We start from the raw sequence: 15,047 nt of genomic DNA on the forward strand, positions 1-15,047 counted from the left end.
ACCCGGGGCACGGCGGCGTCGTCGTACCCGGGCCGTGACCCGCGGGAGCCGGACGCTCCGTCCGTCACGGCGGACGGAGGTGTCCCGCACTCGATTACTGTGGTCTGACATGGGACTTCCTGAAAAACTCGTGTCACTTCGCAAGCACCGCTGGGCGCGTCTGGCGCTGCTTCCGCTGAACATCTCCATCCCCGCGGGGGTGCAGGGCGGCAAGGACCTGCGGCTCGTGCACTACGGCATGGGCAGCGTGGTCTACCCCGAGGTCACCCTCGGCGAGCGGGTGCGGATCTACCAGAACGTGACGGTGGGCCGCAAGGACGCGCACGTGTCCCGCGAGGACTCCCCGTTCGAGTGGCTGCACGTGGGGGACGACGTGGTGCTGTTCCCCGGCTGCGTGGTGCTGGGCGGCGCCGGAGTCACCCGCATCGGCAACGGCACGATCGTGGGCGCCAACTCCGTGCTCATGAACTCCACCGGGGAGAACGAGATCTGGGCGGGAAACCCCGCTCGCCTCGTGGGCCACCGTCGCGACCTCTGAGCGCCCCGCCGCGTGGCTGCCGTACCCTCTCAGAGCGGCGCGGCGGCCACGGCGCCGGACACGCGGTCCGGCGTGCCACCCGGGGCACGCGAGGATGCCCGAACAGCAAGAAACCCGGTTCCTTGCGGAACCGGGTTTCTTCGTGGTTGCGGGGGCAAGATTTGAACTTGCGACCTCTGGGTTATGAGCCCAGCGAGCTACCGAACTGCTCCACCCCGCGGCGACATCGACAACTATACGCAGGGCGTGGGGGTCGTGCAAATCGAGGGGCGGCCCCCGGGAACTGCTCCCCGGGGACCGCCCCTCGCGTGCGGTGCCAGCCGCGCTACTGCGTGGCGCCGTCCTGGGCCATCGCGTCCTCGATGGCCCGCTGCAACCGGTCCTGGGCCTCGCCATACTTGGCCCAGTCCCCGTCCTTCATGGCCTGGTCCGACTCCTGCATGGCCTTGTTCGCCGAGTCCAGCGCCTCCTGGAGGGAGGACGAGCGCGGCGCCGGGGTTCCGGACGGCGAGGGGCTCGGCGACGAGGAGTCGTCCTTCTTCCCGGTCCCGCCACCGCCCTGAGCGGCCTCCGCCGCCTTCTCGCTCACACCGGCTCCGGTGTCCGTGGTGGCACCGGAGTTGCCCCCGAAGACCTCGTCCAGGGCGCCGTCGAGCGTGGGAGCGAAGCCGACCTGCTCGCCGAAGCCCACGAGCACGCGGCGCAGCGTGGGGTACGCGGCGTCGCCCGAGGACTGCACGTAGACCGGCTGGACGTAGAGCATGCCCCCGCCGGCCGGGAGGGTCAGCAGGTTGCCGTTGATGACCTCGGACGCGCCCTGGCGCAGCAGGTTCAGCTCCTGGGACACGTCCGTGTCCGAGTTGAACTGGTTCTGCGCCTGGCCCGGGCCCGGCACCACGGAGGAGCGCGGCAGCTCCAGCAGCCGGAGCTTGCCGTACTCGTCGCTCTTCTGACCGTCCTTGCCCGTGCCGGCGTCCGCGTTCGCGGAGAGGTAGCCGTACATCACGTTGCGGGTGTTGCCCGTCTCGTTCTGCTGCGGGATGAAGGAGGACGTGAGCGAGAAGTTCGCCTCCTTCTCCCCCGGCATGCGCATGGAGAGGTAGTACGGCGGCTGCGGGACGTCCTGGTTCTGCTGGGTGGGATCGTTCGGCACGGACCACACGTCGTCGCTCGCGTAGAAGCTGTTCGCGTCCGTCACGTGGTAGCGGTTGAGCAGCTCGCGCTGGACCTTGAACATGTCCTCGGGGTAGCGCACGTGGGCCATGAGGTCCGCGGACATCTCCGAGTAGGGCTTCACGGTCTCCGGGAAGACCTTCTGCCACGCCTTCAGAACCGGGTCCTGGTCGTCCCAGGCGTACAGGTCCACGGAGCCGTCGTACGCGTTGACGGTGGCCTTGACCGAGTTGCGGATGTAGTTCACCCGCTCGTTGGGAAGTGCTGCGGCCGTGCCCTGCGCGGTCTGGGTGTCCTGCGTGGCCTCCTGGAGCACGGAGGGCGAGGAGTACGGGTAGGACGCGGCCGTCGTGTAGGCGTCCACGATCCACACGACCTCGTTGTCCACGATCGCCGGGTAGGGCTTGCCGTCCACGGTGAGGTACGGGGCGACCTTCTCCACGCGCTCCCGGGGGTTGCGGTCGTAAAGGATCTGCGACTCGGGGCGCACCGCGTCCGAGAGCAGCATGTCCGTGGACTGGAACTTGATCGAGTAGGCCAGCTTGTTGAACCAGTTGCCCACGTTGGGCCCGCCGTCCCCGGTGAAGGTGGTCTTCGCGTCCGCGGCGTCGCCCTCGTTGGTCTGGGGGCGGTCCAGCTCGAGGGGCTCGTCCTCCGGGGAACCGCCCACGATGGAGTAGTTCGGGGAGTTCTCGCCGAAGTAGATGCGGGGCTCGTAGTCGTCGGAGATCTCCCCCTTGGAGGGGATGCCGGACTGCATGAACTGCGGCTTGCCGTCCTCCTGCACACGGGAGCCGTAGGCGGCCACCACGCCGTAGCCGTGGGTGTAGACCACGGACTGGTTGTACCACCCCTGGATCTGATCCGGGTTCAGCTCACGCGGGGCGATCACGGTGTCCTGCATCTGGCCGTCGATCTTGTACCGGTCCACAGCGAGCATCTCGGGGAACTGGTAGTACGGGCGGAACTGCTGCAGCTGGGCGAACGCGGGTGAGACCACGTTGGGGTCCAGCAGACGGATGTTGGAGGTGGTCTCCGTGTCCTGGCGCAGTGCGCCCTTCTCCGTCTGGGTGGTGGCGTCGTACGGGGTGACCTCGGTCTCGTCCAGGCCGTAGGCCTGGCGGGTCATGTCGATGTTGCGCTGGATGTACTCGTTCTCGAGCGCCTGCTCGGTGGGGGTCACCTGGAAGCGCTGGATGGCCCACGGGTAGAGACCACCGGCCACCACGGCCACGACCACCAGCATGGCCAGCCCGATCAGGGGAAGCTTCCAGCGGCCGATGATCCCGGCCACCACGAAGAGGATGGCCACGAGCAGCGCGGCCACGGCCAGGATGCCCTTGGTGGGGATCACGGCGTTGACGTCCGTGTAGAGCGCGCCGGTCCACTTGCCGGAGTCGGAGATCAGGGTGGAGTAGCGGTCCAGCCAGAAGTTCACCGCCTGCAGGGCGAGGAACGCCGCGACGATCGAGCCCAGGTGGACGCGGGCGGCGCGCGTGGTGCTGATCCCGCGCTCGTGGATGCGGATCCCGCCGTAGACGTAGTGCATCAGCAGACCGGCCACGCCGGCGAGCAGCAGCGCCGTGACCAGGAACCCGATGAGCAGCCGCAGGAACGGCAGCGTGAACACGTAGAACGCGAGGTCCAGGTTGAACTCGGGATCGGTCTGGCCGAAGGGCTCCTGGTTGAAGAACAGCAGGACGGTCTGCCACTGCGTGGCGACCGTGGAGGCAGCGAAGAGGCCGAAGATCACGGGCACCGCGATCATCACGACCTTGCGCACCGGGTCCAGGGCCTGCTGGTACTTGCGCATGGTGTCCGTGACCTCACCGCCCCGGGGGCGGTGACGGTACGCGAGCCACAGGCTGAGGAACATGAGACCCGCCACGATCAGGGCGGAGACCACGAACAGGCCGATGGCGGCGAGGTTCTGGGTGATGAACACCTTCAGGTACCCGAGCTGCTCGAACCACAGCACGTTGGTGTAGACCTGGGTGGCGGCCACGAACAGCGCGATGAGGACCACCACCGCGATCACGGTGGGCAGCAGGGCCCCGCGCTTGGGGCGGCCCGCTGCGGACCTCTCGGACGGGCGGGGAGACGTGGATCCGGCGGTCACTGCTTACCTCTGAATTCCCTGGGCGCGGACGATCACCTGAGGATGATCACAGTCAACCTTATGGTGTCGTGGACCCCGCGGGCGGACATTTCAGGGCCGGGGTGTCACCGCGTTCCGCAGCTGGGGAGCCCGGAGACGTTGCCCGCCGCCGCCTGCTCCACCGCGTTCACCGCCTCGCCGAGCGTGGCGACCTCGACCACCGTGAGTCCCTCCGGGACGTGCCCCGTGACCTCGGAGCAGTTCTCGGTGGGTGCCAGGAAGTACGAGGCTCCGGAGTCGGCCGCTCCTTCGAGCTTCTGGCGGATCCCGCCGATGGGTCCCACGGCGCCGTCCGCGGTGATGGTGCCGGTCCCTGCGATGTGCTCGTCCCCCGCCATGGATCCCGGGGTCAGCTCCTCGATGATCCCGAGGGCGAACATCATGCCCGCGCTGGGCCCGCCCACCTGCTCCAGCTGGAACTCCACGTCCACGGGGAAGTCGTAGCTCGGGACGAGGTACACACCCAGCTGCCAGCTCGTGCCGTCCTCGCCGCGGGTCAGCTCCACGTGCTCCGTGGTGGTGGCCCCGTCCCGGCGCACGGTGACGTCCGCCCCCTCGGAGCCCGCCTCGTCCAGGTGCGAGCGCAGCTGCCCCAGGGAGGTCACCGGGCTGCCGTCCACGGACACCAGCTCGTCCCCCGCCCGGAGCTTGCCCTGCGCGGGCCCGCCCTCGACCACGGCGTGGACGCTGAGCGTGGTGGTGTACGGGGTGCCCAGGTAGTCCAGGGCGGCCGCGACCGACTCGTCCTGGGACGAGGCCATGGCCGCGGCGTTGGAGTCGTCCACCTCCTGACCCGTGGTCTCGGGCGGGTACAGGGTGTCCTCGGGGATCACGGCATCGGAGGGGTCCAGCCAGCCGAGCAGGGCGTTGATGGAGTTGATCCGCCCGGACGGCCCACCTGTGACGTACACGGTGGTGAGGTCCAGCTCGCCGTCGCTGGGATACGTGGGGGCGCCCTGGATCTCCACGAGCTGCTTGTCCTGGTGCGCACCCACGGTGTTGAAGGTGGGCCCGGCGGCCTCGATCACGTAGGGCGCGGGCAGCACGACCCCCGTCACGAGCAGGGCGGAGGTGGCCACGAGCGAGACCGTGGGCAGGGACCACCGGCGTGGCCGTCCCCGGGCCGCCGTGGTTCCGGCCGTGGTCTTCCCGGTGCTCTGCGTGCGCTTCACGAGGGCCCAGCGTACCCGTCCCGTGCCCCGCCACGACGACGCCGCCGCGCCCGGGCGTCGTCGTGCCCCGGGCGCGGGAACCTGAGCCATCAGCGAACTGTGGGTCTGCGGGATGGTGGGCCCCAGGGGCCGCCCGATATCCTGAAGGACAGTTCCAGCACTCCCTCTTCACGACGATTGGCGGTCCCATGCCCTCGAATCCTCCGAACGACGAGAACGGCGAGAACCCCAAGGACCCGTTCCAGGAGATGTTCGAGCGTCTGCTGGGGTCCGGGGCCATGAAGCCCGGCGACATGCCGGCCGGGATGCCCGTGGACCCGCAGACCATGTCCATGATGTTCCAGCAGATCCAGTCCATGATGAGCTCCTCGTCCTCCGACGAGCCCGTGAACTGGGACCTGGCCAACCAGCACGCACGGCAGGTGGCCTCCCAGAAGGGCGACCCCTCCGTGACCGAGAGGCAGAAGGGCGCCGTGAGCGACGCCATGAAGCTCGCGGACCTGTGGCTCCAGGACAACACCGCGTTCGACGAGGCCCCCGTGATGCCCGCCGCGTGGGCGCGCGCCGAGTGGATCGAGGCCACGTGGGAGACCTGGAAGGAGATGTCCGCACCCGTGGCCGCCTCCGTCTCCCAGGCCATGTCCGAGGCGCTCACCCAGCAGCTGCCGCCCGAGCTCTCCCAGGCCATGGGCGGGGCGGACCTGTCCGGGATGCTCTCCGGGGCCGGGTCCATGATGTTCGGCATGCAGCTGGGGCAGGCCGTGGGCGGGCTGTCCTGCGAGGTGCTCTCCTCCTCGGACGTGGGCATCCCGCTCGCGGCGAAGCGCACCGCTCTGGTCCCCTCCAACATCGCCGAGTTCAGTGAGGGGCTGGACCTGCCCGCCTCGGACGTCCTGCTCTACCTGGCCATCCGTGAGGCGGCGCACGCCCGCCTGTTCCACGGCGTCCCGTGGCTGCGCCAGCACGTGCTGGACCTCATCACGGCGTTCGCCTCCGAGATCCACATCGACATGGAGCGCATCGAGTCCATCGCCAGGGACCTGGACCCCACCGACCCCTCCGGCGTCCAGGACGCGCTCGCCTCCGGTGTGTTCAGCCCCGAGATGACCCCGCAGCAGGAGGCCACGCTCGCCCGGCTGGAGACGGTGCTCGCCCTCGTGGAGGGCTGGGTCAACCGGGTCACGGTGGCCTCCACCGTGAACATCCCGTCCGCCCCGGCGCTCACCGAGATGATGGCCCGACGCCGCGCGGAGGGCGGGCCCGCAGAGCGCACCTTCGGCTCCCTGGTGGGTCTCGAGCTGCGCCCCCGCCGGATGCGCGAGGCCGCCACGTTCTGGGACTACGTGGCCGAGCAGCGCGGGATCACCGAACGGGACAGCCTCTGGGAGTCCCCCGAGCTGCTGCCCACCAACGAGGACCTCGACGCCCCCCAGGGCTTCGAGGAGCGCCGCGGCCTGCTCACCGCCAGCGACGAGGAGATGGACGCCGCGCTCGAGAAGCTGCTGGCCGGCGGCTACGAGGCCGGCCAGGAACCCGGCACGGAGTCCCCCGCCCAGGGCGACGACGATCCGCAGGGAACCTCCCGGAATCCGGACGCGGACGGGAGCGCCGGCCACGCGGGTGACGACGACCAGGACGACCCCGGCACCACCCCGAACGAGAACTGACCCCGGTCAGGAGGTCCTGACCCCACGGGGTCCGCCCACGGGGCGCCTCACCCCCGGTCGGGATCCTCTGCGGGGTGGCGCTCCGCCCACGCGACGCCGTCCAGGAACTGGGCGGCGTCCTGCGCTCGAGGGTGCCGCCGGGCCATCTCCCAGAAGCGGTCGTTGTGGTGCGCCTCGAGGAGGTGGACGAGCTCGTGGAGCACCACGGTCTCCAGGACCCACTCGGGCGCGTCCGCGAGGCGGCGGGAGATCCGGATGCTCCCGGTGCTCGGGGTGGCCGATCCCCAGCGGGTGTGCTGACGCGTGGACCACGTGATGCTCGTGGGCCGGGCGCGGCCCTCCAGGTGGGTGCGGGACAGCCGCTCGGCCATCTGGGCGAGCGCCTCGTCCGAGTGCCGGGTGCGTGCGGCCGCCTCCGCCGCCCGTCGCTTGGCCACCACGCGGGGCACCAGCGTCGCACTCCAGTGCGCGATCTGGGCGCGGGTGGCCCGTTGGGGCACGGCGAGGACCACGGCGTCCCCGCTGAAGTGCGCGTTCACGGTCTTGGTGCGGCGGCTGCTGCGCTGCACGATGATCTCCGGCAGGTCCTCAGGGGGCTGACTCGCTCTGGCTCGTGGTCGGGGCATGCCCCCAGTTCACCACTGTGCTCCCGCGGCGGGCGAACCGGCACCCGCACTGTGGATTCCGTGGACCGCCCGGCGGACGGCGGCCGCCACGCGCACCCTGGGAGGATGACCCGTCCACCCGTTCAGACCGTCGTCCCGGCCGCAGCACCGAGCGCTCCCCCCGGGCCGGGGCGCGCGCCTGCGCCCCGCGTGCGGGGCGCTTCCGGGTCCCCCACCACTGGCCCGCGGCCGGCAGGACGTGAGCACCCGCCGGAGCTCTGCTCCCCTCCAGCTGTCGACGAGGTGCACGTCTTCGTCTCCGGTCTGGACCCCCTGGCAGCTGCCGTGTGCCTCCGGCTCGCGGAGGCGGGCGTGTGCCTGCTCAACATTCACGACCCCGCACCCGTGTCCATCGCGGACATCCGCCACGGTCCGTATCCCGCAGAGTCGGAGGGGCAGCCACGCGAGCTGGTGCTGCGCCGGGAGCTGCGTCGCCGTGCCGCCCGCTGCGTGCCGCTCAGCGCACCGGAGCTCTTCCCCTCCGCAGCTGTCCCCGCCGCCGTCGTGCTGCGCGCGGGCGCCGTGACCGGTGACCTCGTGACCGACCTCGTGGAGCCGGAGGATCCCCCTCTCGACGGCGCCCTGACGTCCCTGCACCTCGTGACGGACGGCGCGAGCGCCGTGACGTGGCCGGCCACGGACTGGGCCCACCGCCCGTGCCGCGGGTGCCTGGTGGCGGCGGCCCGCGAGTCACGGCGGGTGGTCCGTCGCGCCACGTCCGAGGGTGCGGATCCGGTCCCGCCGGGGGCGAGTTCGGCCCTGGCGGCGATCACGCGCACCGTGGTGGCCGGCGCGGTCGCCGGGCAGCTGCTCGGTCTGGCCCTCGAGGACGACGCCGCGGCCGCACCCTCCCTGGCGGCCGACGGCCACGAGGGCCACCCGTCGGACGCCCTCGTGCTCCGCAGAGGCCTCGCTCGGACCCGTCTGGCGCCCGACCCCGGGTGCCTGTGCGCCCTCGCGTTCACGGGCGGCTGAGACCACTCCGCCGTGCCGGTCCGCACGCGTTCAGCAGTGGCTCAGACCACCGCGGGCGCACGGCCGCAACACCCCCACCCGAGCGCCACGTCCCCACGCGCCCGCGGGCGACATGAGTCGCAGGCCGCCGGCCGGCCCGGAGCGTCGCACCCGCCCGTGTCCGCGGACGTTGTCAGACCGACTCGCGGTCCACGATCGAGGCCCCGCCCGTGGGTGGTGCGGGAGGCTCCGGCTCCCCCCGGACGAGCGCGGTGATCACGGCCACGATGTGCCGGGCCGTGACGTCCGCGTCGAGGGCCACCATGGTGAGCGGCGGATCCGCGAGGGCGGCGGCCGGGGAGTCGTTGACCCCCACGATCCCCAGGTCCCGGGGCGCGGACCAGCCCAGCGCGCGCATCCCGGCCAGGACGGCGAGCGCGGCGGTGGTGTCGTGCGCGCACACCCCGGAGGCCCCGGGATCCTCGGCCCGCCAGGCGCGCAGGACCTCGGCGGCGCCCCGGGGATCGGCCGGAACGGGGAGCAGGCGCGGTTCGGGCAGCCCCTGGGCCTCGCACTCGCGGCGCAGCACGGCGTAGCGCCACTGGGAGACACCGTGCATGTGGTCCCCGCCGGTCACCGCGTACCCCAGGTGCTCGTGGCCGGCGGCCCTGAGGCGACCGACCTGGACCCGGGCGATGTCCTCCTCGCGCGGACCCGTGATCCACCGGCCCATGCTGTCCGAACCGGTCCAGGAGACCACCCCGCGGACGCCGTTGCGGCGCATCCGCTGCGCGTCGTCGTCCGCGAGGTCCCACGCGAGCACGGCCGCCGGGGTCACGGAGGACCACACGTGCGTGGCGGGGCGGCGGGTCCACGCGTGGATCACCATGGACAGGCCCGCCTCCTCGAACAGCACGGACAGCCGCTCGATGATGACCCCGATGTCCTCGGACAGGGAACCCGCGGGTGGCAGGTACAGGAGCACGGACGTGGAGCGCCCGCTGCTCAGTGCGCGGGCCTCCGCGGACGGTGCGTAGAAGAGGCTGTGGGCGGCGTCGAGGACGCGACGCCGGGTCTCGGCGGAGATGGACTGCGCTGGAGTGTCGTTGAGCACGAAGCTCACGGTGGTCCGCGAGACCCCGGCGAGACGCGCCACGTCCGCGCTCGTGGCCCGCCGTGCGGGGGTGCTGCCGCCGTCCATGCTGATGTGCTCTCCGTGGGTGTCGATGCCCACATGCTAGTGGCCGGCCGGTTGGCACCGGCCCTGCCAGGCCGGGGATGTGAGCTGTTACACTCGGCGTCCACGACACTAACGCGTGTTAGTACCCATCGTGAGGCTCCAGTTCGGCGGGTGGGAGCGGGTCACCGGCCGGTGCTCGCCGAGGCCACCCCGGAGCCGCGGGGCGGGGCCCACGCGCCGCGGCGTCGTGGCACACCACAGCACAGGCAGTTGGAGGACGGCATGAGCACGTACGAGGTCGACGTCATCATCGTCGGCGCGGGGATCTCCGGCATCGGGGCCGCGCGGGAACTGGCCGGGACGGGCCGCACCGTGGCCGTCCTGGAGGCACGGGACGACATCGGCGGGACCTGGGACCTCTTCCGCTACCCCGGCATCCGCTCCGACTCGGACATGGCCACGTTCGGCTACCGCAGCCGCCCGTGGACCGGCGAGCGCAGCCTGGCCACGGGAGACACCATCCTGGAGTACGTCCGTGCCGCCGCCGAGGAGGCCGGCGTCCTGGAGGACATCCGGTTCGGGCAGCGTGCGCGGCGGGCCGAGTGGTCCTCCGACACCCACACCTGGACCGTGACCCACGAGGACGTCCACACGGGCGAGGTCTCCCGGCTGCGCGGGCGGTGGCTGTTCATGGCCACCGGCTACTACCGCTACGACGAGGGTTTCACACCGGACTGGCCCACCCTCCCCGAGTTCCGGGGCACGGTCGTCCACCCGCAGCACTGGCCCGAGGACCTGGACGTGGCGGGCAGGCGCGTGGTGGTCATCGGCAGCGGCGCCACGGCCATCACCCTGGTCCCCTCGCTCGTGGACCGCGGCGCCCGGGTGAGCATGCTCCAGCGCTCCCCCTCCTATGTGGCCTCGGTGCCGGGCCGGGACGAGGCGGGCATCAGGCTGCGGCGCCGCCTGCCTCCCCGTCTGGCCGGCGCGGCCAACCGCTGGCGCAACATCGCCCGCGGCATGGCGGTCTACGAGTTCAGCCGACGCCGCCCGCAGGCCATGCGCGAGCTGCTGCACCGCGGTGCGGTGAAGCACCTGGGCCCCACCTTCCCGGTGGACGAGCACTTCACGCCGGAGTACGACCCGTGAGACCAGCGGCTGTGCGCCGCACCGGACGGGGACTTCTTCCGCGCCGTGCGCGGGGAGAACGCGGAGGTCGTGACGGACACCATCGAGCGCTTCACACCGGACGGGATCCAGCTGGCGTCCGGGCGCCACCTGGACGCGGACGTGGTCGTGACCGCCACGGGGCTCAACGTGCAGTTCCTGGGGAACACGGAGCTCGTGGTGGACGGCGAGACCGTGGATCCGGCCCAGCACGTGAGCTACCGGGGCATGATGCTGGACGCAGTGCCCAACATGGCCTTCGCGATCGGCTACACCAACTCCTCGTGGACGCTGCGCGTGGACCTCGTGACCGAGTACTTCCACCGCGTGCTGGACCGCATGGACCGCGCGGGCGCAGTGGCCGTGACGCCCCGGTACTCGGGGCCCCGGACCGGGCTGCGACCGCTCATCGACCTCGCCTCGGGGTACATCCAGCGCGGCGCGCACCTGCTCCCCCGCCAAGGTGCCGACGGCGCCTGGAACGTGCGGCAGAACTACCTGCGGGACAAGGTCCTGTTCCGCCCCGGCACCGAGCGGGACGACCAGCTGGAGTTCACGTTCGCCCCCGCCGCGGACGGCGAGCAGACCAACCTGCAGCACTGGAACGGGCTGCAGTACCGGGACACCGGCGCGGGAACCCCCGTGCTCCTGATCCACGGCATCGGCCGCAGCCTGAAGGACTGGGACGAGCAGCACGAGCTGCTGAGCGCCGGGCACCGCGTGGTGAGCGTGGACCTCCCGGGCTTCGGCGGCTCCGAGGTCCCGCCCGAGGGGATGCGGCTGGAGCACCTGGCCGCCCGGGTGGCCGGACTCGTGGAGACCCTCGGGATCGCACCGGCGCACGTGGTCGGCAACTCGCTGGGAGGGGCCGTGGCCATGCAGCTCACCGCGGACCGCCCCGACCTCGTCCGCAGCCTCCTGCTGGTCGACTCGGCGGGCTTCGGCCGCGGCGTGAGTCCCGCCCTGCGGCTCGCGAGCATCCCCGGAGTGGGCGAGCGCGCCCTCGCGCCCAGCCGCAAGGGCGCCCTGCGCTCCGAACGGGCCATGTACCACGACCCGCGCTTCGCGACCCCCGAACGGGTGGCGCACAACCACCGGCTCTCGCAGCGGCCCGGGGGCTCCGAGGCCATGCTCGAGATGCTGCGCTCCGTGGGCACGCCCGCGGGGGTCAGGAGCGGGTGGCGCGCGGCCCTGGTGCCTCGTGTGCGTGCCACGGGACTGCCGGTGTTCATCGTGTGGGGCGACAAGGACACGGTGCTGCCCTTCCGCCACCTCGCCCGTGGGGCGAAGGCCCTCGGGGCCCGCACCCACCGCTTCCGGAACACGGGTCACGGGCCCATGATCGAGCGGGCGGACGAGTTCGCGCGCCTGGCCACCAAGTTCTGGGCGGACATGGACCGCGCCTGACGACGCCGCCCGGGCCGGTCCCGGCCCACGGTCTCCGGGCGCGCCTCGACCGCGGGACGCGTCGGGAGGCGCAACGGGGCCGGACGAGCCAGCGACGCCGGGAGGCGGCCGACCCGCTCAGCGGCCGCCGCGGCGTCGTGCCGGGGTGCGCGGCTCCGGTGGCAGGACGGCGTCGAGGAACCGCGAGCGCGAGCGGTTGGGGCGCCCGCCCGGCGTGCGCGAGAGCGACCACGAGAACACGAGGTGCTCCCGCGCGCGGGTGATCCCCACGTAGAGCAGGCGGCGCTCCTCGTCCATGGCGTCCGGGGTGTCCGCGAAGGAGATGGGCATGAGCCCCTCGGACAGCCCCACCAGGAACACGGCGTCCCACTCCAGGCCCTTGGCCGAGTGCAGGGACGCCAGGGTGACGCCGTCCACCACCGGCGCCTCCTGGGTGGCGGCGCGGCGCTCGATCTCCTGGGCGAACCCCGCGAGCGAGAGCGTCTCGCCGTCCTCGGCCGCGCGGCGGGCCATGGTGTCCGCGAGAGAGACGAGCGCGCGCAGGGACTCCCACTTGGCGCGGGTGGCGCTGTCGGAGCGCGGGGCCCGCTCGGTGTAGCCCAGGGAGCCGAGCATGTCGCGCACCTGCCGGGGCACGTCCGCGCGGTCCGCGCCCGCCGTGCGCGCGGCGGAGCGGATCTGCACGATGGCCTGGCGAATTTCCGGCCGGTTGAAGAACCGCTCCGAGCCACGGAGCTGGAAGCCGATGTTCGCGTCGGCGAGCGCCGCCTCGAAGGCCTGCGACTGTCCGTTGGTGCGGAACAGGACGGCGATCTCGTGCGGGGCCACACCGTCGTCGATCAGGTCCTGGATGCGTACGGCCACACCCGCGGCCTCGGCCTCGTCGTCCGGGTACTCGTTCCAGGCGGGCTCCGGGCCCGCGGGCCGCTGCGAGACCAGCCGCAACGGGGTGGCCCAGGTGTCCGGGGTGGAACCGAGGGAGGGGCGGCGCGCCGCCAGCAGCCGGTTGGCGGTGTTCACCACCTGCGGGGTGGAACGGTAGTCGCGGATCAGCTCGACCACCGAGGCCCCCGGGTAGCGCGCGGGGAAGTCCAGCAGGTGGCGGGACGTGGCGCCCGTGAAGGAGTAGATGGTCTGGGAGGCGTCCCCGACCACGCAGAGATCGTCCCGTGTGCCCAACCAGGCATCCAGCAGCCGCTGCTGCAGGGGCGAGACGTCCTGGTACTCGTCCACCACGAAGTGCCGGTACTGCGCGTGGACCGCCGCGGCGATCCGCTCGTCCTCCTCCAGGATGCCCACGGTGATGAGCAGGACGTCCTCGAAGTCGATCAGGTGCCGGTCCGCCTTGAGGTCCTCGTAGGACTGGTAGAGACGCTGCATGGTGCGCGCGTCCCAGCCCGCGGGCATGTCCCGCTTCTCCGCGGCCTGGACGTAGGTGTCCGGGGTGAGCATGGAGACCTTGGCCCACTCGATCTCGGCGGCGACGTCCCGGACCGTGGCCCGGTCCGTGGACAGGCGCATGGCCTGGCCGGCCTCCGTGATCAGCCGCGCCTTGTGGTTCACCAGCCCGGGCGGGGGCCCGCCCACGGCCTGCGGCCAGAAGTACTGCAGCTGGCGCAGGGCTGCGGAGTGGAAGGTCCGCGCCTGCACGCCGGGGGCACCGAGCACGCGCAGCCGTTGGCGCATCTCGTTGGCGGCCCGTGCGGTGAAGGTCAGCGCGAGGGTCTTCTGGGGGGCGTAGACGCCCGAGGCAATGCCCCACGCGATGCGGTGGGTGATGGCCCGGGTCTTGCCGGTGCCCGCGCCGGCCCGCACGCACACCGGGCCGCGCAGCGTGGTGGCCACCACCCGCTGCTCGGGGTCCAGTCCCCCGAGGATCCGCTCCTCCGCGGTCTGCTCCCCCACCGCGTCCGCGCTCACCACGCCGTCTCCGGCAGCTCCTGGCCCAGCCAGCTGGCGATCAGCGCGTGGGCGATGGACACCCGGCCGGGCAGAACGACATCACCCCGGCGGGCCGCGTGGAGCAGCTGCTCGCGGGTGAACCACTGCACGTCCAGGATCTCCTCGCCGTCCGCGTGCACCCGCGCGGTGTGGGCCACCGCGCGGTAGCCCAGCATGAGCGAACGGGGGAACGGCCACGGCTGCGAGCCCTGGTACTGCACGGTGTCCACGACGACCCCGGCCTCCTCACTCACCTCCCGCACCACGGCCTGTTCCGCGGACTCGCCGGGTTCCACGAAACCGGCAAACGTGGAGTACCTGTTGCCGCTCCACAGAGACGAGCGTCCCAGCAGGATCCGCTGCTGAGCGGGGTCCGGGTGGTCGTCCACCACGGCCACGATGATCGCGGGATCCGTGCGGGGGAAGTGCAGGGAGTCGTCTCCGGGGCAGCGGCGGGCCCCGCCCGAGCGCACCACCTCCGTGAGCGCACCGCACCGGGGGCACCGGGGGTGGTCGCGGTGCCACAGGGCGATGGCCTGGCCCGTGACCAGCAGCGCCGTCAGCTCCGGGGCCACGGTGGTGGCCAGGCTGCGCAGCCCCTGCCAGGCCACGGCCTCGAACCCGGGCAGCTGGGCGTCCTCCGGGAAGGTCCGCAGAACCACCCGGGTCCCGTCCGCGGTGCGGCCCAGGTACACGTCCGGACGCGCCGGGTCCCCGGTGGCGGCCGGCACCTCGGTGAGCAGCGGCAGGAACGGCCCGTCCGGCGTCGTGGGCACGTGGGACCCCCGGAGCACCAGGACCCGTGCGCAGCCCGACTCCTCTGCCGCGGCCACGAGGTCCCGGTGCTCGCGCTCCACCGCATCACGGTCGAACGGCCGGCCGGCGAAGGGCAGGTCCTCGGGGCCGAGCGGCGGCGCGGGCGTGGTGGCAGGGTCCTGGGATGAGATCACCGCACCACTGTAGACCCGGCCCCGGACACCCACACGGGCTGTGTGGACAGCCCCCGCCGAGGGCTCGGACGGTAG

General features: G+C 72.2%; 11 protein-coding genes and 1 tRNA gene. 5 read left to right on the forward strand and 7 right to left on the reverse strand.

The window, feature by feature from the left end; all coding sequences use genetic code 11:
* Positions 1 to 109 precede the first annotated feature (109 nt).
* Positions 110 to 538 carry an LbetaH domain-containing protein gene (locus D9R02_RS05560; protein ID WP_121566504.1) on the forward strand — a complete coding sequence of 143 codons (429 nt, stop codon included), beginning with the start codon at positions 110 to 112 and terminating at the stop codon, positions 536 to 538.
* Between the two features lie 143 nt (positions 539 to 681).
* Here the strand turns inward: D9R02_RS05560 and D9R02_RS05565 are convergent.
* The 3 genes from D9R02_RS05565 to D9R02_RS05575 form a co-directional block, all read right to left on the reverse strand.
* Positions 682 to 758, reverse strand: a tRNA-Met gene (locus D9R02_RS05565).
* 105 nt (positions 759 to 863) lie between these two features.
* The gene (locus D9R02_RS05570; protein WP_039101760.1) at positions 864 to 3,830 is read right to left on the reverse strand and encodes a UPF0182 family membrane protein; all 2,967 of its coding nucleotides are present in this window, start codon (positions 3,828 to 3,830) and stop codon (positions 864 to 866) included.
* A 104-nt stretch (positions 3,831 to 3,934) separates the two neighbouring features.
* Complete coding sequence (locus D9R02_RS05575; protein ID WP_259463911.1) at positions 3,935 to 5,131, reverse strand: YlbL family protein; 1,197 nt, start codon at positions 5,129 to 5,131, stop codon at positions 3,935 to 3,937.
* A gap of 98 nt (positions 5,132 to 5,229) precedes the next feature.
* Between D9R02_RS05575 and D9R02_RS05580 the strand changes: the two genes are divergently transcribed.
* Positions 5,230 to 6,708, forward strand: a complete 1,479-nt coding sequence (locus tag D9R02_RS05580) for a zinc-dependent metalloprotease (RefSeq protein WP_121566505.1) — start codon at positions 5,230 to 5,232, stop codon at positions 6,706 to 6,708.
* Between the two features lie 47 nt (positions 6,709 to 6,755).
* On the opposite strand, the gene D9R02_RS05585 is transcribed toward D9R02_RS05580, so the two are convergent.
* On the reverse strand, positions 6,756 to 7,334 hold the full coding sequence (locus D9R02_RS05585) for a M48 metallopeptidase family protein (protein ID WP_235005038.1): 579 nt from the start codon (positions 7,332 to 7,334) through the stop codon (positions 6,756 to 6,758).
* A gap of 282 nt (positions 7,335 to 7,616) precedes the next feature.
* Between D9R02_RS05585 and D9R02_RS05590 the strand changes: the two genes are divergently transcribed.
* Entirely contained in the window at positions 7,617 to 8,348 is a 732-nt protein-coding gene (locus D9R02_RS05590) for a hypothetical protein (protein ID WP_121566506.1), read from the forward strand.
* Positions 8,349 to 8,520: 172 nt separating this feature from the next.
* Here the strand turns inward: D9R02_RS05590 and D9R02_RS05595 are convergent, their stop codons facing one another.
* A complete protein-coding gene (locus D9R02_RS05595) occupies positions 8,521 to 9,528 on the reverse strand; it encodes a LacI family DNA-binding transcriptional regulator (protein ID WP_121566509.1) in 1,008 nt (335 codons plus the stop codon).
* Between the two features lie 261 nt (positions 9,529 to 9,789).
* On the opposite strand from D9R02_RS05595, the gene D9R02_RS12260 reads away from it, so the two are divergent.
* Entirely contained in the window at positions 9,790 to 10,656 is an 867-nt protein-coding gene (locus D9R02_RS12260; protein WP_310793806.1) for a flavin-containing monooxygenase, read from the forward strand.
* Positions 10,657 to 10,725: 69 nt separating this feature from the next.
* A complete protein-coding gene (locus tag D9R02_RS12265) occupies positions 10,726 to 12,081 on the forward strand; it encodes an alpha/beta fold hydrolase (protein WP_245190532.1) in 1,356 nt (451 codons plus the stop codon).
* A gap of 117 nt (positions 12,082 to 12,198) precedes the next feature.
* On the opposite strand, the gene D9R02_RS05610 is transcribed toward D9R02_RS12265, so the two are convergent.
* On the reverse strand, positions 12,199 to 14,004 hold the full coding sequence (locus D9R02_RS05610; protein ID WP_070636735.1) for an ATP-dependent helicase: 1,806 nt from the start codon (positions 14,002 to 14,004) through the stop codon (positions 12,199 to 12,201).
* Complete coding sequence (nudC, locus tag D9R02_RS05615) at positions 13,998 to 14,972, reverse strand: NAD(+) diphosphatase (RefSeq protein ID WP_121566507.1); 975 nt, start codon at positions 14,970 to 14,972, stop codon at positions 13,998 to 14,000. The genes D9R02_RS05610 and nudC overlap by 7 nt, the downstream gene beginning before the upstream one ends.
* Positions 14,973 to 15,047 lie beyond the last annotated feature (75 nt).

The sequence above is a fragment of the Kocuria rhizophila genome (assembly GCF_003667225.1).
Lineage (GTDB): Bacteria > Actinomycetota > Actinomycetes > Actinomycetales > Micrococcaceae > Kocuria > Kocuria rhizophila.

Excerpts from the sequence above, each read along its gene's own strand:
- D9R02_RS12260 (WP_310793806.1), top strand. The coding sequence starts at position 9,790 with ATGAGCACGTACGAGGTCGACGTCATCATCGTCGGCGCGGGGATCTCC.
- D9R02_RS05595 (WP_121566509.1), bottom strand. The coding sequence starts at position 9,528 with ATGGACGGCGGCAGCACCCCCGCACGGCGGGCCACGAGCGCGGACGTG.
- D9R02_RS05585 (WP_235005038.1), bottom strand. The coding sequence starts at position 7,334 with ATGCCCCGACCACGAGCCAGAGCGAGTCAGCCCCCTGAGGACCTGCCG.
- D9R02_RS05575 (WP_259463911.1), bottom strand. The coding sequence starts at position 5,131 with ATGGCTCAGGTTCCCGCGCCCGGGGCACGACGACGCCCGGGCGCGGCG.
- D9R02_RS05560 (WP_121566504.1), top strand. The coding sequence starts at position 110 with ATGGGACTTCCTGAAAAACTCGTGTCACTTCGCAAGCACCGCTGGGCG.
- D9R02_RS05580 (WP_121566505.1), top strand. The coding sequence starts at position 5,230 with ATGCCCTCGAATCCTCCGAACGACGAGAACGGCGAGAACCCCAAGGAC.